The organism is Culturomica massiliensis (assembly GCF_900091655.1).
Classification (GTDB): Bacteria; Bacteroidota; Bacteroidia; order Bacteroidales; family Marinifilaceae; genus Culturomica; species Culturomica massiliensis.
On sequence record NZ_LT594621.1, the window covers coordinates 1947911 to 1969985 of the forward strand.

A 22075-nucleotide genomic window follows, 5' to 3' on the forward strand; every position below is an offset into this window, starting at 1 on the left:
CTCAGTAGCTCTGTGGTTCTGAAAATTTACCCTGCCACACATCTTTCTCTTCCAGCTTTCTATCCAACTTAGCTACAAATTCAAAATTTTTGATGCCCCATTTAGGCGCCAGCAAATACGCATCGGGAGCCTGATTGACAAAACGTTCCAAATAAACATCCGGGCGGATATGTCCGATAACATCGGCTACAAAATCAAGATACTCCTCCAATGAATACAACCGGAATTGAGACGGATTCAGTAAATATTCCTCGGCCATGCGTGTACCCCGGATAATCTGTAACTGATGCAGCTTCAAAACATCTACAGGCAGATTACATAACCGGACAGCTCCGTTCAGCATCGAATCCCGGGATTCCCCCGGTAACCCGAAAATCATGTGAGCACCGATGCGGATTCCCCGCCCGGCAGTCCTGCGAATAGCAGTTTCAGCATCCGCAAAAGTATGTCCCCGGTTTATCGTACGCAATACATCATCATTAGCCGATTCTACACCATATTCGATACATATATAATTTTCCCGGGCCAACTGCCCGAGATAATCCAGCACTTCATCCGTTACCGTATCCGGCCGGGTACCGATCACCAAACCGATCACCTTCGGATGTGCCAGGGCTTCTTCATACCTCTGTTTCAACACTGCCAACGGCGCATAGGTATTGGAATAAGCCTGAAAATAAGCCAGGTATTTCTGACCTTGATATTTATGATCAAAAAAACGAATCCCTTCTTCAATCTGACAGGTTATCCCCTTCACAGCCCTGCAATAATCCGGATTAAAACTCTCATTATTACAAAAGGTACATCCGCCTTTCCCTTTGCTCCCATCCCGGTTCGGACAGGTAAATCCCCCATCTATCGACAACTTCTGAACCCTTTCCTGAAACAAGGTTTTAAAAAAGGACGGGTAATCACGATATCTTTTTTCCGTCATGCTTATTTCTAAATTTTTACGCAAAAATAGCTTTTTCCGATGAAATCCGTTTTCTATTTTCCTTTTCTCCACAAATAAAGTTATTTCATTCTGTTACATCATTTTACAACATTCTTTTATTTACAACGTTTTCATAACAATATTTCTGAAAAACAAGATACATTATTTCCATTTCTCAATAGAATAATTTATATTTGCGCACCTGAAAAAATGCGAAGGTCTCACAACCGATTGCATTGCGAATCAGAACTTTAATAAAGAAAAAATTCTATAATCATAAATCACATTCCGATCAAAAGGAATTTTAAAAAATCGAAAACAATTATGAGCACTAAGTACGTTTACACATTCGGAGACGGAAAAGCTGAAGGTAAAGCAGACATGAAAAATCTGCTTGGTGGTAAAGGTGCCAACCTGGCAGAAATGAACCTTATCGGTCTGCCTGTACCTGCAGGTTTCACGATCACAACTGAAGTTTGTACCCTTTACAATCAGCAAGGAAAAGACGCTGTTATCAAATTAATCGAAAACGACGTTAAAGCCGGAATTGCACACATGGAAAAAATCATGAATGCCAAATTCGGTTCTAAAGGCGAAGCTTTCCCGTTAATGGTATCTGTACGTTCTGGTGCCCGTGTTTCCATGCCGGGTATGATGGACACTGTATTAAACCTGGGTATCAATGACGACGCCGTGAAATTATTGGCTGAAAAATCAGGCAATGCCCGCTTCGCATGGGACTCTTACCGTCGTTTCATCCAGATGTATGGTGATGTTGTAATGGGTGTTGCTGCCGGTAAAGGCGAGCACAATCCGTTTGAAGTGGAAATCGACAAGCTGAAAGAAGCTAAACATATCAAAAACGATACGGACTTTACGGTAGAAGACTTACAGGTATTGGTTGAAAACTTCAAGAAAGTGGTAAAAACCAAAACCGGAAAAGATTTCCCGACTTGTCCGTGGGAACAATTATGGGGTGCTGTTTGCGCCGTATTCGATTCATGGATGACCGAACGTGCCGTTCTGTATCGCCAATTGAATCAAATTCCTGAAGAATGGGGAACTGCCGTTAACGTACAGTCTATGGTTTACGGTAACATGGGTAACAATTCGGCTACCGGTGTTGCATTCAGCCGTGACGCTGCTACCGGAGAGGATATCTTCAACGGAGAGTATCTGATCGATGCACAGGGAGAAGACGTTGTTGCCGGTATTCGTACCCCGCAGGAAATCACTATCGAAGGTTCACGTCGTTGGGCTAAACTGCAAGGAGTATCCGAAGAAGAACGTAAAACCAAATTCCCGTCATTGGAAGAATCTATGCCGGAAGCGTACGCTTCTTTAAATGCTGTTCAGGAAAAATTGGAAGATCATTTCCGGGATATGCAGGACATGGAATTTACCATCCAGGACGGTAAATTATGGATGTTGCAGACCCGTAACGGAAAACGTACCGGTGCTGCCATGGTGAAAATGGCTGTAGACATGCTGAAACAAGGTATGATCGATGAAAAAACGGCTTTGTTACGTCAGGAACCGGCTAAATTGGACGAACTCCTTCACCCGGTATTCAATAAAGAAGCATTGAAAAAAGCACACACCATTACCAAAGGTTTACCTGCATCTCCGGGGGCTGCCTGCGGTCGTGTCGTATTCTTCGCTGACGAAGCAGAAGAATGGAAAAACAGAGGTGAAAAAGTAGTTTTGGTGCGTTTGGAAACTTCTCCGGAAGACCTGCGCGGTATGAATGTATCCGAAGGTATCCTGACTGCCCGTGGAGGTATGACTTCCCACGCTGCTGTTGTTGCCCGCGGTATGGGTAAATGCTGTGTATCCGGTGCCGGAGACATCGTTGTCGACTATGCTAAGCGTAATTTCAGCGTTAACGGAACCTGCGTAAAAGAAGGCGATTGGATTTCTCTGAACGGTTCTACCGGTGAGGTTTACCTCGGAAAAGTGGAAACCGAAGACGCTACTTTGGATGAAGACTTCACTGCGATCATGAACTTAGCAGAAAAATATACCCGGATGTATGTACGCACGAATGCCGATACCCCGAAAGATGCCCGCAAAGCCCGTGATTTCGGTGCTAAAGGTGTCGGCCTTTGCCGTACGGAACACATGTTCTTTGAAGGACACCGTATCGATGCTATGCGTGAAATGATCCTTTCTGACACAGTAGAAGGACGCCGCGATGCTTTGAACAAGATCCTGCCGATGCAGAGAGGTGATTTCGAAGGTATCCTTGAAGCTATGAACGGACTGGGCGTTACCATCCGCTTGCTCGACCCGCCTTTGCATGAATTTACGCCGAACGAACCGGCTTCACAACAATATATGGCTCAGAAATTGGGAATTCCGGCAGAACGCATCAAAGAAAAAGTAGATGCTCTGCATGAATTCAACCCGATGTTGGGTCACCGTGGTTGCCGTTTGGGTGTTACCTATCCGGAAATTACCGAAATGCAGGCCCGTGCCATCATCGAAGCTGCCTGCAATTTGAAACAACGTGGCCTGGATCCTCGTCCGGAAATCATGGTTCCGTTGGTAGGAACTGTAAAAGAGTTGAAACAACAGGCTGAAATCATCCGCCGTGTTGCCGCTCAGGTTTTCGAAGAAAAAGGATGTAAAGTAGACTATAAAGTAGGTACGATGATTGAAATCCCGCGTGCCGCTATCACCGCCGATCAGATCGCAGAAGTGGCAGAGTTCTTCTCATTCGGTACCAACGACCTGACACAGATGACCTTCGGTTACTCTCGTGACGATGCCGGCAAATTCTTACCGGAATACATCAAGAAAGGTATCCTGAAAACCGATCCGTTTGCCGTATTGGATCAGGAAGGTGTAGGCCGTTTGGTTGAAATGGGTGTTCGTCTGGGACGTAAAACCAATCCGGACCTGAAAGTAGGTATTTGCGGAGAACATGGTGGAGAACCTTCATCGGTTATCTTCTGCGACTCTGTAAACATGGACTATGTAAGCTGCTCACCGTTCCGTGTGCCCATCGCCCGCGTAGCTGCTGCTCAGGCTGCTATCATGCATGCTAAAAAGTAATATCGAATATTACACCCTCAAATAGCAAGGACTTCCCGAAACCGGGAAGTCCTTTTTCTATGGGGTCATATAGGGATTTCAGAGGAAATGTTTACACATTGTTTACACCAAATTGATGAAATGTTTACACCAAAATACAATCTGTAAACAAATATAAACCAATCAATTATGGCAAATTTCAAAATATGTGTCAGGAAGAAAAGAACAGATAATCTGTACCCTGTTTACATCAGAATCACTCATCATAGAAAAACCGCATATATCAAAACAGAAAAGGTAGTAGATAAATCAGGTATCAGGAAAGGAGAAGTCAAAGACACAGAAGTACTATCCTACTGTACAAACCTTATCAAAGCTTATAATTCGAAACTTAATCAAAAGGATATTAGTTTATGGACTGTCAATAAGGTAGTCAATTTCTTAGAAAATGAAGATAAAGATATATCTTTCTCTGACTATGCCAGAAAATATATTTTTGAAATGGCAAGCCTCAGAAAGATGGAAAGGAATTCTAAAAACTACAAATGGGCTTATCAATCTTTAGAAAGATTTGCTAACAATGAAAATATAATGTTTTCAAGACTGACAAGCAAATTTATTCAAGACTGGATAAATTCTTTAGCCAATACCAATAGAGCAAAAGAAATGTATCCTATCTGTATCAGGATGATTTTCAATGCAGCCCTTGAAGAGTTCAATGATTATGACCATGATATTATCCGAATTAAAACCAATCCTTTCAGAAAGATTGAAATCCCTAAAGCTGACACTCCCACAAAAAGAGCTTTAGAAATACCTGTATTACAAGCCTTTTTTAATGGCTCCATGCCTATGACAAAGTACTTATCTTCTAGAACAGAAATAAGCAGGGATGTTGCAGAAATGGTATTCTGTCTGGTAGGAATGAATACAGCAGATTTATATGAATTAAAAAAAGAGAACCTAAAGGGAGATTTACTATGCTACCATAGACAGAAAACCAAAAAGCACAGAAGTGATGGGGCATATCTGGAAATCAAAATACCTCTCAGAATACAGCACTTGTTTGAAAAGTATAAATCAGACAATGAGTATTTACTCAACTTCAATTATAGGTATCAGGACAGTAATACATTCAATACAAATGTAAATGGAGGTCTAAAAGTCTATTGTAAAGCAAATAATCTTCCCCCTATATGTATCTATAATTTCAGACATTCATGGGCTACCATTGCTCAAAATAACTGCCATGCAAGCACAGAGGAAGTAGGTTTTGCTTTAAATCACTCTTCTGCTCACAGAATAACAGAAGGCTATATTAAGAAAGACTACTCTCCTATCAGTGTACTTAATGAAAAGGTCATTACTTGTGTGTTTGGAAATTGTCTCCAGAAGTGAGTAAAAAAAGAATCTCTGTAATCAGCTTGATAATAGAGATTTCTTTATTTATTTTCAAAAGATTAAAAATATATTTTCAAATTTATTTGTTTTTATAAAAAAAATACTGTCCTTTGCAAAACTTTTCTGGCTAGTAGTTATTTTTATACTACAATGCCTAGTGTACTCCGAGAGGTGGCAAGAAGCAATACCTCTGAGTAAAATTCATAAAATTTTTGTGGGAAGAAAAGAAATGTATGCTTGTATGTGGCTGTACAGGTAAGTTATATCTTTTTGTCGAATTTCCTACCTTACTCCTTAAAAGGAGTGAAATAGTTTTTCGACAGTATTATTAATTTAAAAATAAATAAAATGAAAAAGTATTTATCAAAAAAAGAGCAAAGTCTTTCTACTCATGAGATAGGTGGAAAGACTGTGATTACTGCACCTACTGGAGCAGTATATCTCAGTGAGTTTATGACGACATTACCAGCGGGTATTTTAAACAAAAAGGAAACAGGCTGTGGGGCAACCACTGTTGTACTGGAGAATGAAGAAAATATTATTATCGCTTGCCCTACGAGACAATTAATAAATAATAAAGTGGCTCAATATCCCAACGAAAGATGCCATCATAAACTTTTTGCAGTTCAAAAGGGAGTTGGACAAAGAGATATTGAAAAATATATCGAAGAATGCCAAGGGAAACAACCCGTGAAAATAATGGTTACATATGATTCTTTTCCAAGAGTATATGCTGTAATGAAGCAGCAATCTATTAAATGCAAAATTGTCGTGGATGAATATCAGGAAATCTTGGATGCTTATATTTATAGAAATGCTGCGATAAGGAATTTATTGAATGAACTGAAAGATATTTCAAATGTGACTTATCTTTCTGCAACCCCAATCCCATATAAATGGAAACCATCAGAACTTGAAGGATTGCCTGAACATGAGATAGAATGGGAAAATTCTGTCAGGATAATGCCCTTTAGAATACAGTCAAATCACCCATTAGCTATAGTTGCCAATATTATCAGAAATCATAAATTGGGACATCCTTTTGAACTGAGAGGTAATAAAGTTGAAGAATATTTCTTTTTTGTAAACTCAGTATCTGCAATTAAGGGCATCATAAAATCAGCAGGATTATCTCCCAATGAAGTGAAAATTATATGTGCCAAGAATGAAATCAATAAAAAGAAATTAGAGGGTTTTACTATTGGGGAGGCAAATGGTAAAAATAAAACTTTTACTTTCTGTACTAAAACAGCTTTTTATGGAGCAGATTTTTATTCCAAAGCAGGATTAGTAGTTATTGCAAGTGAAGGATATGCAAAAAGTTCTCTTTTAGATATATCAACAGATATCGTACAGATAGCTGGAAGAATCAGAACCAAAGAAAATCCTTTTAAAAATGTTATCCTTCATATATATAACACAGGAATTATGTGTGAAAGTAGAAAAGAGTATGAAGAAAAATTGAATAGGAGATTAGTTAGTGCTGAAAGGACAATTGAGGCATATCACAATCTTAGAGATGATTTGAAAACTGTTATAGTAGAAAAAATAAGGCTCGATGATCCAGAAGAATTTGCTTGTTATAATGCAGAAGAAAAAAAAGTTGAGATAGATAAAATGAAAATTGCCCATGCGCAGTACAAATTTGAAACTATTGATGATATTTATTCTAACGGAATTTCATTAAGAGAAGCATATTTGAAAGCAGGATATGATATTGAAGATGAAAATTCTTGGGAGCAAAACATACATAATAATATTTATTTTGGAATGGGTGAAAGTAATTTTGAGGTACTTTATAAAATGTATTCAAAAGAAAGGAAAGAGCATCCAGTTGCAATGTCAGATTTAGCTAAAGATATTGAAATGCAAAATGATATTATTCCTTTTGCATATAATGTATTAGGTGATGAGATAGTAGCAGAATTGAAGTATGATGAAATTGAAATCAGAAATATGGCACACTTCAAATTACCTGAAACTCAGGCTGCATTACAAGAGGAGTTGAGTATTACATTTAAAGAAGGCCATAGATACTCTCTGAAAGAAATAAAATATCAGCTTGGATTATGCTTCCAAAAATTGAGAATAGATATTACAGCAAAAGCAAGTTTGATTAAACAGTATTTTAACGTTAGAAAAGTTAAAATATCAGATTTTGGTAAGAGGATTGATGGCTTTGAAATTCTAAACAAGATGTTTTTTACCCTTGGTTGGAAAGTCAAAAATGCTAAATTCTAAATATTGTGCTATATAAAATGTAATTTGTAAGAATTGGCATCTACTCATAATCCCCTGTTTTCACCACAAAGCAGGGGATATTTTTATATAGTCCTAGGGTAATGTATAACAGGTCTTACTGACAAAAATCTCATTTCTAAATTTTTTTCTGATATTTTTTTATTTCCAAGAGCAATGTGTACGCCAACCACACCTCCCCCATCACTCGGCAGGTGGGGATAGTCCCCTATGCAACAATAAAAAATTACAATTATGGAAAGAAACTTGAAGTTCTTAAAGACAATGAGTGTCGCTGAGTTTAAAGCACAGCACAATGTAGAAAAGATCGAAGTGAAAAAAAATGAACACACTGGCAAATGCTTCTTTGTCTATGGCTTTGAAACTGGTGCTTGTTCTAAAAAGGCAGAATCAGGAGAATTAACAACTCCTGTAATCTCAGAAGTATGTTCTGCTGAAACTGGGGATATGTTCTTTTTATTGCATCAGCAAGGAGAAGGAGGGGCTACTATATTAGCAACTCTATAGGAACTAATGAATATACTCCAGGAGAGCAGTCGGGTGATAAACCTGACTGCTTTTTTTATGATAGAATAACCTTAATATAACACTGAATTATGAAACAAGTGAGTGAAATTGCTATCAGCTATAAACCTAAAGTAAGAGCATCAGAAAGATATACCATTCATTGCTCCAAAGATGCCTATGAACTATTAATAAAGGAGGCTTTCAATGCTGATACACTGGAATACAAGGAATATTTAAAACTAATATTACTTAACAATGCAAATAAGGTCTTAGGTATTACAACTATTTCAGAAGGAGGGATGGATAGTACAATTGTTGATGTCAGGTTGATACTGCAAACTGCTTTATTAACTCATAGTTCAAGTATTATCCTTGCTCATAACCATCCAGCAGGTAATATACTACCAAGCAATAATGATGATGTAATGACTAAAAAAATACAAGAAGCTGCCCAACAAATAAATATCAAATTATATGACCATTTAATTGTTACGAGGGATAATTATTATAGTTATTCTGATGAAAGGAAAATAAGACAATAAGAATACATTAATTATTATAGAATATTCATATTCCTTCTGGAATCTCATTCATTTCTTATCCATTATGCTAGGAAAAAATGTATTGTCGAAAAAAATATGATATACCTTATAGGGATAGAATAGAAAAATTCGACATTGCTCACTTATGTAATATAATTATATAATCTAAATGAACAAATGTATTCACTTCTCCTATAATAATAAATTAAAGTGAGTACATCTGTCACGAGGATATATGGGAATGATGTTTTTTCCAGTTTATCACCAATTCTCCCTTCTAGAGTAGCTAAGGATGCCTGTATTTAATTTGTATAAATAAAAGCCAGTAAAATGAATTTAATTGTAAAAACTGTTATCCTACTAATTATTTGTGTGATTGTGATGTGCATAATAGCCAGAGATGAATAAAGAACAATATCCTTGTATTGTGTTTTATTATGTTGTAAGCCTCAGTTCTTTGATTAAGAATTGGAGCTTTAAAATTGAAAAATAATGAGAATCAGAGATATGTAATATAATTTTATGGTATATTTACCATTGATGATCATATAATAAGGAAGTGCTTCATCTACTTTCTATACTATATGACAAACATACAAGGATATAAGCTCATGCCTATGGTGCTGATATGGATTTGAATTTATTTTTATTTAAAAGTAGCTTTCAAATAACTATTTATTTATGCAAATTTTTAACTTTGCAAAATGATCAGTTAAATGATTGCTAATGAAATAAAAGTTTAATCAAGACATATTAGAAAAAGAAGTGTTTGCTTCTTACTTGTGAAGTCCTAAAATCACCACTTTGAAGACTAACAATCACAACAGTAGGTAAGTGAATGCTCGCATCATAAGGTGTGGGCTTTCCTTGTTTGTGATTGTAGGTGTTGTGGTGATACCTTGGACTCAGCAGGAAAGTACCACACCTTCTTTTTGTAGTATGGCTACAAAAAGAAAAATTACATGAAAAGAATTTTGATTACAGAAGAGTTAGCTACCTTTCTTAATTCCATGCCAGTATTGAATATTGATAATATTTCAATAACACATTCACTAATCATTCGAGATTTGTCAAAACTACCACTTGAAGACGATGAAAGTAATCCTACTCATAATAGTTACATGGCTATTACCAAAGATGGCTATGGCTATCCTTTTACTTGCAACATTAATCAGATTAATCAACTATTATCTCTTATTATAAATGATATAAATCAAAGAACAAATGAAAAGTTATAGATATTATTTACTATTATTATGGGGCACTTTAGTACTGTGCTCATGCATTCAGACCCCCACGAATTTATATCCTATATATAAAGATGGGAAATATGGATATATTGATAGCTTAGGCAATGAAATTATAAAGCCACAGTACTTATATGCTTCATACTTTAATGAAGGAATAGCATTAATTATTGTTGATACCACTTGCATCACATTCTCTGATACTCTCAAAAGTAATATAGCTTCATCACTTTATGTATCCGCTGAACAAAAGAAGATTAGATATAAATATGGATATATCTCATTAGATAATAAATTAGCCATTGACACAACTTTAATTTATGAATTTGAAGACAAAGAGAATGATTGGGATAATATAAAAGAATTTATATCAAATGGGAAGCAATTAAATCTACGATGGTTGAACTGTTCCGATAATAGAATTTTATATCAAGACAGTATAACTAAATTATTTGGTTATATGAATTCTAAAGGGGAAACCATCATTGCTCCTCAATACAGGGATGGATATCAATTCTCCGAAGGATTAGCTGCTGTTCAAGTTCAAAGTAAAGGGCCAAATAATTTTTCCAAATGGGGATATATTGATATGAGTGGCAACATGATGATTGAAAGCAAGTATTCTTCTGCATCTACTTTTAGAGAAGGTAAGGCTATTGTTGGATTCAGTGATATAAAAATGGATGATAGGAGCGGCTTTAGGTTTACAAAGTCTTCTATTATAATTAATAAATCAGGTAAAATGATAGGTACTCCATTTGACATAGTTACAACAATTTATTCCTATAATAATGGGATCGCTTGCACTCATAAGCATATTGGCAAACTAGATTTAGGTTATAATTTTATTGACGAGAATGGTAATTCTTGAGTTCAACTTATAAATGCAACTTTTTGGGTGCGGATAATAAGCAATAAAAACATTTATTTTTCAGAGAGGAAAGAGAGACAATGTCCCCCTTTCTCTCACTCTGAATGGATAAAGTTTGCTATCTTTGCTTTAATTGTCCGTCCAAAGAAAAAAAAGTTGCAGATGAGCAAACATATAACCGAGGAACAAAGGTATGCAATTTCTATGATGTTGCAAATACCGATGAGCAAAAAAGCAATAGCGGAAGCTATCGGAGTAGATAAAAGCACTGTTTACAGGGAGATAAAGCGCAATTGCGACGCCCGAAGTGGTAGCTATAGCATGGAGCTTGCCCAGCGAAAAGCAGACAGGCGCAAGCAGCAAAAACATCGCAAGGAAGTGCTTACACCGGCAATGAGAAAACGGATAATAAAGCTGTTGAAGAAAGGATTCAGCCCGGAGCAGATTGTCGGCAGGAGCCGCTTGGAGGGAATTGCGATGGTATCTCACGAAACGATATATCGCTGGATTTGGGAGGATAAGCGGCGGGGTGGCAAACTGCACAAATATCTTCGCAGACAAGGTCGCAGGTATGCCAAACGTGGTTCTAAAAATGCAGGGCGAGGATTTATCCCAGGCAGGGTGGATATTGATGAGCGTCCCGAGATAGTGGAACTGAAGGAGAGATTTGGTGATTTAGAGATAGATACAATTATTGGTAAGAACCACAAAGGTGCCATTCTTACCATTAACGACAGAGCAACAAGCAGGGTCTGGATACGCAAGTTGTCGGGAAAAGAAGCCATCCCGGTAGCTAAGATTGCAGTATGGGCACTGCGGAAAGTGAAAAACTTAATACACACAATTACGGCTGACAATGGAAAGGAGTTTGCAAAGCACGAGGAAATTGCGCAAAAATTGGAAATAAAATTCTATTTTTGCAAACCATACCACTCATGGGAACGTGGTGCCAATGAAAACACCAACGGGCTTATCAGGCAGTATATCCCAAAGGGTAAGGACTTTAGTGAAGTAACCAACAAACAGATTAAGTGGATTGAAAATAAACTCAATAATCGACCTCGTAAAAGACTTGGATACCTCACGCCAAACGAAAAATTTAAACAAATTATTAATCAGAATTCTGTTGCATTTGCAAGTTGAATTCAGCATTATCTAATAGATGGCACATTAATAGATATAACAAAGTTTGGCAATGGGTATGCAGGAGTAAAAATAGATAGCACTAATTGGGTATTTGTTGATAAAGAGATGAATATCATATCAGAAGAATATGAAGATGTACAACCTTTTAATGAAGGCTATGCAGCTGTAAAAAAGAATAATCTATGGGGATACATAGATACTACCTTTCAAGTGAAGATTTCATATAAATATGACCAGTGCTCTTCTTTTAAAAATGGACTGGCTTCTTTTGAAATTAGAGGAGGAAAAAGTTTAATAATTGAAGGGTATATCAATAAGAAAGGAGAAGTTGTTTGGCAAAAAGAATATTCCAATTGGCAGTAATGTACTCTCATAAATAGCTTAGGTAAAATGCAGTCTCTTATTATTCATATGAAAATAAAAAATAAATTTTTGTGCTCATCCTCAATACAAGAAGCACATGTAATTTGATTGACAATAATGTAGTAGAATATTTCAAGAACATGGTAAACTTTACTTAAGGAAATGGAATAGGGGAATCTAAGAATGAAGTAAATACAATCAATTAACAAACATAAAAACAGATAAAATCATGTGGTGGATTATAGTCATAGCAGTAGTTGGTCTTATTATTTACAATATAAATAAAGACCACAAAGAACATGTAAATACCCATGTCTCTAACTTCGGAGGAATGATAGGGAAATATGGGGTAGTAATAAATTATTTAAAATCATCTGGATTATCTATCCAAAAAACAACAAAGGATAGTGTCATCCTTTCTTCACAAAGTAATACTTGGACTTTGGATTATGTCGGGCATAACCTTGAGATTAGAATGAAAGGATATATGCCACTATTGGATAATATCAATAAGACGTGGAGTTTCCCTGATGGATATCCACAAGAAAAAATGATTGAAGAATTTGAAAATTATTTTAACTGGCAAATAGAACAGTTAAAGAAAGGGGCACAAAATAATCCTTATGAACATCTAAATAACGAATAAATGGGAACAATAGACTTTAATAGAATTGCTGTATGCATGGGGAAGGTAATAAAATTATTATCAGAATTACAGCCAGTGATCTCAAATGGGGATGATGTATATGAACACAAGGAAGACTTTTGTTGTATTGCATATATGTGTAGAGTTGGAATCCTTGACAGGATAGAAAACAATAGTTACATAAGAAATCCAACTATTCCTATCAGGATTCCAACTGGACTTTTCAGTTCAAGAAAGGAGACAATTGATAGTGGACTAAACCTAACTATTGGCAGGCTAAAAGAAATCATATCTAAAGATGTTGTTACCTCAAATTATGTTGATGACATCTTAAATCATCAAGGGGTATTCTATGAATTTGAACGTGGTTTACCTGATAATTTTAAACGTGGCTTATGAATGATAGGTTTTCATTCCCAATTACTTTAGGAATACAAAAAGCCGGTCTACCACTGATACTAACATCTGGTAAACTAAAAAACCTCTGTTTCTTAATTGATACAGGCTCAACACATAACTCCTTATTTGATTTTGTATATAATCACTTCAAAGATGAGTTTAAATTACTTGAAGGAACATTTAGAACAATGGGAATAGAGGGACATTATAAAGAAACTCCCATCATTGAAGCTACATTTAATTTTGAAGGAGTTGATTATACTTCAACTTTTTTTGTACTGGATACTTCTGAAGCTGTAAAACAGGTACAAGATGAAACTGGAGTACAGATTCATGGAGTGTTGGGAATAGCATTTCTTCTGGAAAATAAATGGATTATTGATTTTAATAAATATCAAATATATGACTAATACTATGTTGAAATGTAATTTACAATCATTATTTAAAGTAGTAACTACTTTAATAATACTATTTGATACAATTGAGGTTAAATCACAGGGCTATATAGGGATGACTATAGCTGAGATTCAAAAGGAAATAAGTTTAGATAATTCAGAAGGTTATAAAACTTCTATTGAAAAAATAGAAAAAAATAGAACTGATGAATATGGTGCATCATGCATAATTAAAGCTCCTGATAGCTATTTTTTGTGTTTCTTTTCCAAGCATCCAGATTTCAATAAGAGAAAATGTGTGTTATCTACTCTTATTCCTTCTTCTGGAGAGGAAGCTACTAAAATATTTCAAGCATTCAATATGGCTTATTTAAAAACAGGTGAACTTGAATGGATATGTGAAAGAAATGGCGTTACAATTGACATTTATGTCAAAATGTTAAATGGTATATATCTATTTGTTTATAAAATGAGAAATGAATAATCAAACTTCAATTTTAATAAATATAAGCAACCTTCATTTTACCTTTCTTCTGAACAGTAAGATTAAGCATAATTTAATTAGTCCTTTCTTCCTGAGCTTCTTTAAAGAGAAATATCCTCCAACAGAAGAAGGATATCAGGCTAATCAAATGGCAGTAGAAAAGATTATAAGGGAAAGTGGAGAAGCTTTTCCTATTTTCCCAGAGAATTTAAAGCACTACTTCTTCAAAGATGTATATAAAAAAGCAGGTTGTAAAGTAGTTAAATGTAGTAATAATAAACTCAGAAAATGCAAGTCTGTTATATTTAATTTTGAATACAATGGGAGAGCTTATTCTGAATTGTTCTATATTGACCAAAGTTTATATTCCTGTTCAAGTATATTAAGGAGTAGATTTCTCAAGAAACACAAATGGATTATTGACTTTAACAAACTAGAAATATCAACTAAAAACAAAAAATAAATCACTTTCTAAAACCTATCTCAAAGCTATGCTTATATAAAGGAAACTATAAGTTCAATAACAACAAAAACATTACATCAAACCTAAATAAAAAAGTTGTTTACAAATAGTTTACACCAAACCTCTGAAAACCTTGATTAATAAGCCCGCGTAGCTGCTGCTCAGGCTGCTATCATGCATGCTAAAAAGTAATATCGAATATTACACCCTCAAATAGCAAGGACTTCCCGGTTTCGGGAAGTCCTTGTTTGTTTATTCATTTTCCAATATATTTTATTCCGAATTAAAAATTTATGTTCTGAATTGTATTCCTAGAATCCTATCCCGAAGTACCGGCACTTTTTACAGTTCCACAGCCGATAAGTCGGCCTGTGCCTTTTCAAAATCACGTTCCGCCGCCAAAGTCTGGTTGACCATATCATAATACAGACCTATTTCGACGATGTAGTCCAAAAGGGATATCTCACCTGCATTCAACGCTTTCATCAGCAACTCCGTATTATTGAGTGCAGTCAGGGATTTCCGGTAATTATCGGCTGTTTGTTTCAAACCGTCAGCGCGTGTGTAAAGATTCCGCAATTGATCGTAAAACTGTTGCTTATTTTCTACCTGCCGGGCTTCCGCAGCTACAACATTCGCCTTTGCCTGTTTTACGCGGTTTTTGTTCCCCCACAAAGGAATAGAAACACCGAAACTGATCCCCTTGTAATTTTGTCCGGTCGTATTTTCAGACATATAACCCACCGAAAAGTCAGGCAAACCGGATGCTTTGCTTAATTTTATTTCACTCCGCCCCACCTCTATTTCTTGCCTGACATATTGTAAAACCGGATTATTTTCTTCAGCGGAAGTATACCAGGTTTCAAAATCGGCAGGCAAAAGTACATTTTCAAAGCTACTGTCTTCAAACACGATATCTATTCCCCCGTTCAGACGCTTCAAATCGGATAAAAGTATATTTCTTTCTATATTTACCCGCGACAATTCACCTTGAACCACCGACAGATTCAATTGTATTTTATTGTATTCCAAAACATTGACATCTCCCTGATTCAATCGTTTTTGATAAGCATCAGCTATTGTCCGGGCATGTCGGAGACGCAATTCCAACTCTTTCCGAAGAGCGTTGTAATACACCAAATCGATACAATATTGCTTTGCTTCAAGAAGAATATTCAAACGATCGGATTTATATTGCAGATCGACTAACCGGTTTTTATCGTCCGCCAGCCGGCTCTTCATCCCCGTAACGGTAGGAATATCAAACGTCTGTCTGACACTGAAATCTTTCCGGCTGCCGACATTCCCGGGACGTCCCCACAAGTAATTGAATTCCAACTCAGGATTAGCCAGGTAAATACCGGTCCGGTTTCCAAGATGCTGTGCCTTCACTTCCTCCCGCAAAGTTTTTAATGTCGTATTGTTCTCTTCTATGGAAGAAAGAATCTCTTTTATATTATTCCGGGCGTAAAGCGGTATGCTCGCCAATATCGCCACTATTATAAAAATTGTTTTCATGATTTACTTTTCAATTAATTCTGTTGTTTCTGATCTTTTCTCTCCATGCCGGTTCAGGTACAAGTACATAATAGGAATAATAAAACCATTCAAAACCGTGGAACTCATCAAACCACCCAAAATGACTTTCGCCATCGGACTCTGTATCTCATTGCCCGGCAGATCTCCTCCTAAAGCAAGAGGTATTAATGCAAGTCCCGACGTCAACGCCGTCATCAGGATCGGATTCAAACGGTCCAGTGATCCTTGCACAATACTTTCACGCAAAGACATTCCCGATTCCCGCAAACTATTGTATCGGTCTATCAAGAGCATTCCGTTACGGGTAGCGATACCGAACAAGGAAATAAAACCGATGATGGCCGGGATACTCATAATACCGTTCGTAAAATAAATACTGATAACCCCGCCGATAAGAGCCAGAGGCAGATTCAGCAAAATCACCAACGATTGTTTTACATTCCTGAATTCCTTAAAAAGCAACAGGAAAATAATTACGATAGAAAATATCGATGCAATAAGTATGATGCGTGAAGCCGCCTGCTCACTCTCAAATTGTCCGCCGTATTCAACATGATAGCCCTCCGGCAAATCGATTTCATTACTGATTTTAGCCTGGATATCATTAACTACTCCCCTTAAATCCCGGCCTGAAACATTAGCGGAAACGACAATCTTACGGGCTACATTTTCCCGACTGATGGTATTGGGACCTGTAGATGAAATGACATCGGCAATACTCTCCAAGGGAACTTTCCGTCCGTTGGCATCGACAATCAACTGCCGGATACGTCCGGCACTTTCACGGCTCACATCATTCACCTTCAAGGTAAGATCAAACGACTTATTTCCTTCATACACTTGTGATACAGCTTCACCTCCCAGCATAACATTTACCATATCTGCAAATTGCGGAAGTGTAACACCGTATTTGGCAAGCATTTCCCGCTTGGGTTCAATCCGGAGTTGAGGACGTTCTACTTGTTGTTCCACATTCAGATCAGCTATGCCTTTCACATCCTGAATCGAAGTTTTTATCCGTTTACCGATTTCATGCATTTTATTCAGGTCCGTACCGAATAGCTTTATGGCAATATTCGCTCTTGTACCGGACAACATGGCATCGATACGATGGGTAATGGGAGCGCCGATCTCAATGTTTACACCGGAAATCATTTTGATTTTCTCCCGGATTTCGGCGAGAACCTCATCTTTCGAGCGTTTACCGAGTATAAAAGGAGCCTCGATCTCCGACGTATTTACTCCCAAAGCATGCTCGTCCAATTCCGCACGTCCGGTTTTACGACCCACAGTTTGTATTTCCGGAACGGAAAGAAGAATATTTTCCGCCATTCGACCGATCTTGTCCGACTCTTCGAGTGATACTCCCGGCAAGGTACTGATGCTTACCGTAAACGAACCTTCGTTGAAAGGGGGCAGAAAACTGCGTCCAAAGGAAGAGAGCATAATTACAGCGAGAACAAAAACGACACTTATACCTCCCAATACGATTTTTTTATGCAAAAGCGTCCATTCCAAAGCCCTCTCATACCCCTTTTTCAGTTTCCGCACCAAATAAGGTTCCCGTTCCGTTTTGCTTTTGGAATTCCCCAACAAATAGGTGCAAAGAACGGGAGTCAGGGTAAGAGCGACAAAAGTAGAAGCAAACAATGAAATAACGAATGTGATCCCCAGCGGAGCCAGCATTCTGCCTTCCATGCCGGAAAGAAAAAACAACGGCACAAAACTCGCCACGATAATCAATGTGGAATTCAGGATCGGCATACGTACTTCTTTCGAAGCTTCGAACACAACGGTAATAACACTTTTCCGTTCCTTTTCCGGCTTCTGACGATTCTCGCGAAGCCGTTTGAAAACATTTTCAACATCCACAATAGCGTCATCGACCAGCGAACCGATAGCAATGGCGATCCCCCCCAGGCTCATGGTATTGATTGTCAACCCCATAATTTTCAGTGTAACAAGAGCTACAATAACAGACAGTGGAATTGTAATGAGCGAAATAACCGTTGTACGAATATTCATCAAAAAGAGAAAGAGAACGATTACTACGAATATTCCTCCTTCATACAAAGATTTTTGTACATTATCGATAGAACTATTGATAAAACGCGACTGACGAAAAATATCGGTCGTCACCTTCACATCTTTAGGCAAAGTCTTTTGTAACTCGGCCAGCGACCGATCCAATTGATCCGTCAATTCCAGCGTACTCGTAGCGGGTTGCCTGGTAATCGTCATCAGCACAGCTTCTTTTCCATGATCAGACGCCAGTCCCAGTTTAGGAGCCTTGGCTCCGATCCTGACTTCAGCAATATTTTCAAGGACGATGGGTACTTCATTTACATTTTTAATAACCGCTTTTTGCAATGCCTCTACTTTATTGGTAGACAGAATCCCACGAACAATAAACTCATTCCCGAATTCATACAACACACCTCCGGAAGCATTCTGATTCATATCCTTGACAACTCCAATCACTTCATCCAAGCCAATGCCGTAATGTTTCATTTTACCGGGATCGAGAAGTATCTGATATTCTTTGATATCTCCACCCAACACTGTAACCTGCGCCACACCTCCGGTAGAAAGCAGACGGGGACGAATCGTCCAGTCTGCCAGCGTCCGCAAATCCTGTAAGGAAGTCGTATCGGCCGTCAAACCGATAATCATCAGTTCCCCCAATATGGAAGACTGAGGTCCTAAAGTCGGCTTCCCCACATTCGAGGGCAATACTTCTCCTACGACAGCCAACTTTTCAGACACAATCTGCCGGGCTCTGTAAATGTCGGTTCCCCAGTTAAATTCGACCCATACGATAGAAAAACCGGTTGTAGACGAAGAACGGACACGACGTACATCGGTAGCACCATTCACTGCTGTTTCCACCGGAAATGTAACCAGACGTTCCACCTCTTCGGGTGCCATACCTTTAGCCTCTGTCATAACGACGACTGTAGGGGCATTCAAATCGGGAAAAACGTCGACTTCCATGTTTGTAGCGGTATAAGTACCGGCCAATATCAACAAAACGGCACCTATGAGAACAACGATACGGTTGTTCAGAGAAAATTCTATTATCTTATTCAGCATGATTTTTTCTTATTAATTGAAATTTCACAAACATTCTGTATGCCTGCCGTTTCATCAATGACCATGGCCTTCCGGAACTACCGATGAATTTGCTGCCAGCTTCACCTGATAAGCACCTTTGATCACGATTTTATCTCCCGGCTTTAAACCGGACAGAACTCTAACTTTTTCTCCATTACTTGCTCCGACGACAATTTCACGTTTCAAAAACTCCTCCTCTCCGACCTGTATATAGACAAAATACACACCTTGTTCTTCCGTCAGGGCCGAGGTTGGTATCGAGAGTACATCGTTCTCGGGTGTAGCCAATAAAAAAACTTCAACGTAAGAACCGGGTATAATATCCCCCCGGTTATCAAACTCGAAAATGACGGGAATATAAAACGACGTTTTATCCGAAGCTTTTCCGAACGATAACAAACGACCGTTCAAATCCGACAGTTTATAGACTTCATTATTGTAAGACACGACAAAATTTGCATTGGTAATCTTTCTGAGCGCATTAAAATAATTTTCCGAAACATCGGCTCTCAATTGCAATCTTTTATTTTGAGCAATAACTGCAACAGGCTGTCCTACGGACACATATTCTCCTTCACCGACCAATCTGCTCTTGACATAACCGCTAATGGGAGACGTAACCTTCACACCGGCAACAGTCACATTAGCCGCCTGAGCCTCGTAAACTGTCCGGGCATTTTCGTATCTCATACGTGTTTGCTCGAATTCCTTGGCTGAGATAATCTTGTCTTTAATCAACCCCTCAGAACGTTTTAACTCTTTCAAAGCCGTCTCGTAAGCAATTTTAGCCTTAGCCACAGGATCCCCTTCGTACAGATTTTTAGCAGAAACGGTCACAATAGTCCCTCCCCTGGTAACCGCCGAACCTTCTATGACAGACTGCCCCGGAAATGAGACAATCCCGTTGGTAGTGGCAACGACCGTCGCTTCATCCCCCTGCGCCGCTTGTATTTGTCCGCTCGTTCGGATTACCTCATGGAAAAGTTCCGGTTTTATACTTTGTACAACCAATCCGACTGCTTCAGATTGTTCTTTTGAAAAAAAGATTTCATCGCCGTGCTCATGACCGTCTCCCTGTGCATGAAGTTCTGCTGAAGACGATGCTTTTTCATTATTCGGCTTATTATTGCAAGCCATTAAAGCGACAGACAAGGTCAATATGATAAATATATACTTTTTCATTTTTTTGTTATTTTATAATTAAACAGAATGGGGTATACCGATTTGACACCCGGAGTAAAAGTGGATAAATTACTTTCCCTGAAAACTCTAAAGAGAAACCTGTAATCGGTAAAATGATGTGCCTTAAAAAAAGTAATAAGGAGGGGCTCGCAAACCACGGCTATCTCCGAGTAAGGCCGAAGTGCAGGAAACTCCGTATTCACCGTACATAACTTCCCGGTACAATTGCACCCTAACGCGAACCAAGCATCCGGTAAATGCGGAAAAAAACAGAAAAAAAGACAAGGAGTACCCCTCGTTATAGGAAACAAGCTCGTCCTTGTTTGTATTGGACAATACATATTCCGCATCGGCAATGCAGTTGATTTCCCTGCTTTCACCGGACTCCTGTCCTGTATGCTCATCATTATATGCATTGTCCTGTTCGCATCTTTCCACGACCGTACACAACACCTCCCCGTGGTGATGATGCGGCATAGCAGAAATCACCACAATCGATAAGATCGCTATGACTATGGGTACTATGGAAAATATACGTTTCATTCTTTTTCTTAATTACGGTGTAAAAATAAAAGAGAAAACCTGCAACTAAGTTGCAATCTTTACAGCCTGCCATCGTATGGAAACACTCGTGCTACAGACATTTCAAGAGTAATTCAACGGAATGCCTGTCTGTTAACCGCAGATCGACCTAAAAAGCCACTCCTTACTCCTATTACATCTTCAAAGCTGAACTTATGGTTCTAAAACAATGACAGCAAAGAAGCCTTATATTACACGGAAAAAGAAAACCATATAAAATAAAATACTATTTTTACGGAAATATTACATAAAGCATTTTAGCGATATTCATATGTCAAAGAAACACAATAAACGGATCGTATCAGATTTTACCAGATACACAAGAGAATTGTCGATCGTAATCATCGGCGTTTTAATAACGCTTTTAATAACGAATATTATATCTGACAGAACAAAACACAATGAAGTAAAAAGAGCATTGACACTCGTTAAAATAGAGTTGGAAAAAAATTTGCATCAGATCGGACTGGCACAACAAAAATGGGAAACAGAGCAAAGGATATATAACCTCATCAAACAGCATATCGATAAGATAGAAGAATTGCCGGTCGATACGCTTGAAAGGTATATGAAAGTCATCGGAGATAAGCACTCTTTGGCTGCCAGTAATGATTCATACGAAGTACTTAAGTCGTCTTTACTGATGCAATACATAAAAGACAAAGATTTTTTAAGTGAGTTATCCAAAACGTACGGCAACATCAGTCTGATCGACAATAAGCTGAACAACTATACCAATACAAAAGGAAACGGCCTGAATCACATGATAAATAACATAGACAAAATCAGCCTTGAAAAATGGACAAACGGCAGCGTTTACGATTTTTATTCCATCCCTCTCAATGACAATGTCTTCAGACTATTCATTTATACCGGCAATACACTGATATCCTCCGACGAATTTGAGAAATGTAAAAATGAAATTAAATCTATAATAAACGAGATCGGTAAACAAAGTAATTGAC

20 protein-coding genes are annotated in these 22075 nt (G+C 37.8%); 15 read left to right on the forward strand and 5 right to left on the reverse strand.

From position 1 onward, the window contains the following. Position 1: 1 nt before the first annotated feature. Positions 2-934 carry a tRNA modification radical SAM protein MnmL/YtqA gene (gene mnmL / locus BN8908_RS09740; RefSeq protein ID WP_068692212.1) on the reverse strand — a complete coding sequence of 311 codons (933 nt, stop codon included), beginning with the start codon at positions 932-934 and terminating at the stop codon, positions 2-4. 324 nt (positions 935-1258) lie between these two features. On the opposite strand from mnmL, the gene ppdK reads away from it, so the two are divergent. From ppdK to BN8908_RS09810, 14 genes are all read left to right on the forward strand, one after another. Beyond that, entirely contained in the window at positions 1259-3991 is a 2733-nt protein-coding gene (gene ppdK, locus BN8908_RS09745) for a pyruvate, phosphate dikinase (protein ID WP_021987554.1), read from the forward strand. Positions 3992-4159: 168 nt separating this feature from the next. Further along, positions 4160-5368 (forward strand): tyrosine-type recombinase/integrase, encoded by a 1209-nt coding sequence (locus BN8908_RS09750; protein ID WP_068690291.1) that lies wholly within the window; start codon positions 4160-4162, stop codon positions 5366-5368. 351 nt (positions 5369-5719) lie between these two features. Then, a complete protein-coding gene (locus BN8908_RS09755) occupies positions 5720-7612 on the forward strand; it encodes a DEAD/DEAH box helicase family protein (RefSeq protein WP_068690294.1) in 1893 nt (630 codons plus the stop codon). Positions 7613-7864: 252 nt separating this feature from the next. After that, positions 7865-8137: a hypothetical protein gene (locus tag BN8908_RS09760; RefSeq protein ID WP_068690296.1), complete on the forward strand. Its 273-nt coding sequence runs from the start codon at positions 7865-7867 to the stop codon at positions 8135-8137. Positions 8138-8226: 89 nt separating this feature from the next. Further along, positions 8227-8679, forward strand: coding sequence for a JAB domain-containing protein (locus BN8908_RS09765; RefSeq protein ID WP_068690298.1), 453 nt, complete (start codon positions 8227-8229; stop codon positions 8677-8679). Between the two features lie 962 nt (positions 8680-9641). Beyond that, positions 9642-9917 carry a hypothetical protein gene (locus tag BN8908_RS09770; protein WP_068690300.1) on the forward strand — a complete coding sequence of 92 codons (276 nt, stop codon included), beginning with the start codon at positions 9642-9644 and terminating at the stop codon, positions 9915-9917. Further along, the gene (locus BN8908_RS18340) at positions 9904-10797 is read left to right on the forward strand and encodes a WG repeat-containing protein (protein WP_082989243.1); all 894 of its coding nucleotides are present in this window, start codon (positions 9904-9906) and stop codon (positions 10795-10797) included. Before BN8908_RS09770 ends, BN8908_RS18340 begins: the two co-directional genes overlap by 14 nt. A 162-nt stretch (positions 10798-10959) precedes the next feature. Next, positions 10960-11940: an IS30-like element IS4351 family transposase gene (locus BN8908_RS09780; protein WP_005794072.1), complete on the forward strand. Its 981-nt coding sequence runs from the start codon at positions 10960-10962 to the stop codon at positions 11938-11940. Between the two features lie 72 nt (positions 11941-12012). Next, entirely contained in the window at positions 12013-12306 is a 294-nt protein-coding gene (locus tag BN8908_RS09785) for a WG repeat-containing protein (protein WP_262361136.1), read from the forward strand. Positions 12307-12535: 229 nt separating this feature from the next. Beyond that, positions 12536-12952 (forward strand): hypothetical protein, encoded by a 417-nt coding sequence (locus tag BN8908_RS09790; RefSeq protein ID WP_068690302.1) that lies wholly within the window; start codon positions 12536-12538, stop codon positions 12950-12952. Beyond that, complete coding sequence (locus BN8908_RS09795) at positions 12953-13351, forward strand: hypothetical protein (RefSeq protein ID WP_068690304.1); 399 nt, start codon at positions 12953-12955, stop codon at positions 13349-13351. Next, on the forward strand, positions 13348-13761 hold the full coding sequence (locus BN8908_RS09800; protein WP_068690311.1) for a pepsin/retropepsin-like aspartic protease family protein: 414 nt from the start codon (positions 13348-13350) through the stop codon (positions 13759-13761). The genes BN8908_RS09795 and BN8908_RS09800 overlap by 4 nt, the downstream gene beginning before the upstream one ends. Beyond that, positions 13754-14230: a hypothetical protein gene (locus BN8908_RS09805; RefSeq protein WP_068690312.1), complete on the forward strand. Its 477-nt coding sequence runs from the start codon at positions 13754-13756 to the stop codon at positions 14228-14230. The genes BN8908_RS09800 and BN8908_RS09805 overlap by 8 nt, the downstream gene beginning before the upstream one ends. Next, positions 14223-14693: a hypothetical protein gene (locus BN8908_RS09810; RefSeq protein ID WP_068690313.1), complete on the forward strand. Its 471-nt coding sequence runs from the start codon at positions 14223-14225 to the stop codon at positions 14691-14693. Before BN8908_RS09805 ends, BN8908_RS09810 begins: the two co-directional genes overlap by 8 nt. 342 nt (positions 14694-15035) lie before the next feature. Here BN8908_RS09810 and BN8908_RS09815 read toward each other — a convergent pair whose 3' ends face one another. The 4 genes from BN8908_RS09815 to BN8908_RS09830 all read right to left on the reverse strand — a co-directional run bounded on the left by BN8908_RS09815 (position 15036) and on the right by BN8908_RS09830 (position 21071). Further along, entirely contained in the window at positions 15036-16211 is a 1176-nt protein-coding gene (locus BN8908_RS09815; protein WP_021987555.1) for a TolC family protein, read from the reverse strand. A gap of 3 nt (positions 16212-16214) precedes the next feature. Then, the gene (locus tag BN8908_RS09820) at positions 16215-19325 is read right to left on the reverse strand and encodes an efflux RND transporter permease subunit (protein ID WP_068690314.1); all 3111 of its coding nucleotides are present in this window, start codon (positions 19323-19325) and stop codon (positions 16215-16217) included. Positions 19326-19379: 54 nt separating this feature from the next. Next, on the reverse strand, positions 19380-20528 hold the full coding sequence (locus BN8908_RS09825) for an efflux RND transporter periplasmic adaptor subunit (protein ID WP_068690316.1): 1149 nt from the start codon (positions 20526-20528) through the stop codon (positions 19380-19382). Between the two features lie 123 nt (positions 20529-20651). After that, positions 20652-21071, reverse strand: a complete 420-nt coding sequence (locus BN8908_RS09830) for a DUF6769 family protein (RefSeq protein ID WP_021987558.1) — start codon at positions 21069-21071, stop codon at positions 20652-20654. Positions 21072-21381: 310 nt separating this feature from the next. On the opposite strand from BN8908_RS09830, the gene BN8908_RS09835 reads away from it, so the two are divergent. Beyond that, the gene (locus BN8908_RS09835) at positions 21382-22074 is read left to right on the forward strand and encodes a hypothetical protein (RefSeq protein ID WP_021987559.1); all 693 of its coding nucleotides are present in this window, start codon (positions 21382-21384) and stop codon (positions 22072-22074) included. Position 22075 lies beyond the last annotated feature (1 nt).

Coding starts and splice junctions, on each gene's coding strand:
- BN8908_RS09820 (WP_068690314.1), bottom strand. CDS start 19,325: ATGCTGAATAAGATAATAGAATTTTCTCTGAACAACCGTATCGTTGTT.
- BN8908_RS09800 (WP_068690311.1), top strand. CDS start 13,348: ATGAATGATAGGTTTTCATTCCCAATTACTTTAGGAATACAAAAAGCC.
- ppdK (WP_021987554.1), top strand. CDS start 1,259: ATGAGCACTAAGTACGTTTACACATTCGGAGACGGAAAAGCTGAAGGT.
- BN8908_RS09755 (WP_068690294.1), top strand. CDS start 5,720: ATGAAAAAGTATTTATCAAAAAAAGAGCAAAGTCTTTCTACTCATGAG.
- BN8908_RS09805 (WP_068690312.1), top strand. CDS start 13,754: ATGACTAATACTATGTTGAAATGTAATTTACAATCATTATTTAAAGTA.
- BN8908_RS09760 (WP_068690296.1), top strand. CDS start 7,865: ATGGAAAGAAACTTGAAGTTCTTAAAGACAATGAGTGTCGCTGAGTTT.
- BN8908_RS09750 (WP_068690291.1), top strand. CDS start 4,160: ATGGCAAATTTCAAAATATGTGTCAGGAAGAAAAGAACAGATAATCTG.
- BN8908_RS09810 (WP_068690313.1), top strand. CDS start 14,223: ATGAATAATCAAACTTCAATTTTAATAAATATAAGCAACCTTCATTTT.
- BN8908_RS09770 (WP_068690300.1), top strand. CDS start 9,642: ATGAAAAGAATTTTGATTACAGAAGAGTTAGCTACCTTTCTTAATTCC.
- BN8908_RS09780 (WP_005794072.1), top strand. CDS start 10,960: ATGAGCAAACATATAACCGAGGAACAAAGGTATGCAATTTCTATGATG.
- BN8908_RS18340 (WP_082989243.1), top strand. CDS start 9,904: ATGAAAAGTTATAGATATTATTTACTATTATTATGGGGCACTTTAGTA.
- BN8908_RS09830 (WP_021987558.1), bottom strand. CDS start 21,071: ATGAAACGTATATTTTCCATAGTACCCATAGTCATAGCGATCTTATCG.
- BN8908_RS09835 (WP_021987559.1), top strand. CDS start 21,382: ATGTCAAAGAAACACAATAAACGGATCGTATCAGATTTTACCAGATAC.
- BN8908_RS09795 (WP_068690304.1), top strand. CDS start 12,953: ATGGGAACAATAGACTTTAATAGAATTGCTGTATGCATGGGGAAGGTA.
- BN8908_RS09790 (WP_068690302.1), top strand. CDS start 12,536: ATGTGGTGGATTATAGTCATAGCAGTAGTTGGTCTTATTATTTACAAT.
- BN8908_RS09815 (WP_021987555.1), bottom strand. CDS start 16,211: ATGAAAACAATTTTTATAATAGTGGCGATATTGGCGAGCATACCGCTT.
- BN8908_RS09825 (WP_068690316.1), bottom strand. CDS start 20,528: ATGAAAAAGTATATATTTATCATATTGACCTTGTCTGTCGCTTTAATG.
- BN8908_RS09765 (WP_068690298.1), top strand. CDS start 8,227: ATGAAACAAGTGAGTGAAATTGCTATCAGCTATAAACCTAAAGTAAGA.
- mnmL (WP_068692212.1), bottom strand. CDS start 934: ATGACGGAAAAAAGATATCGTGATTACCCGTCCTTTTTTAAAACCTTG.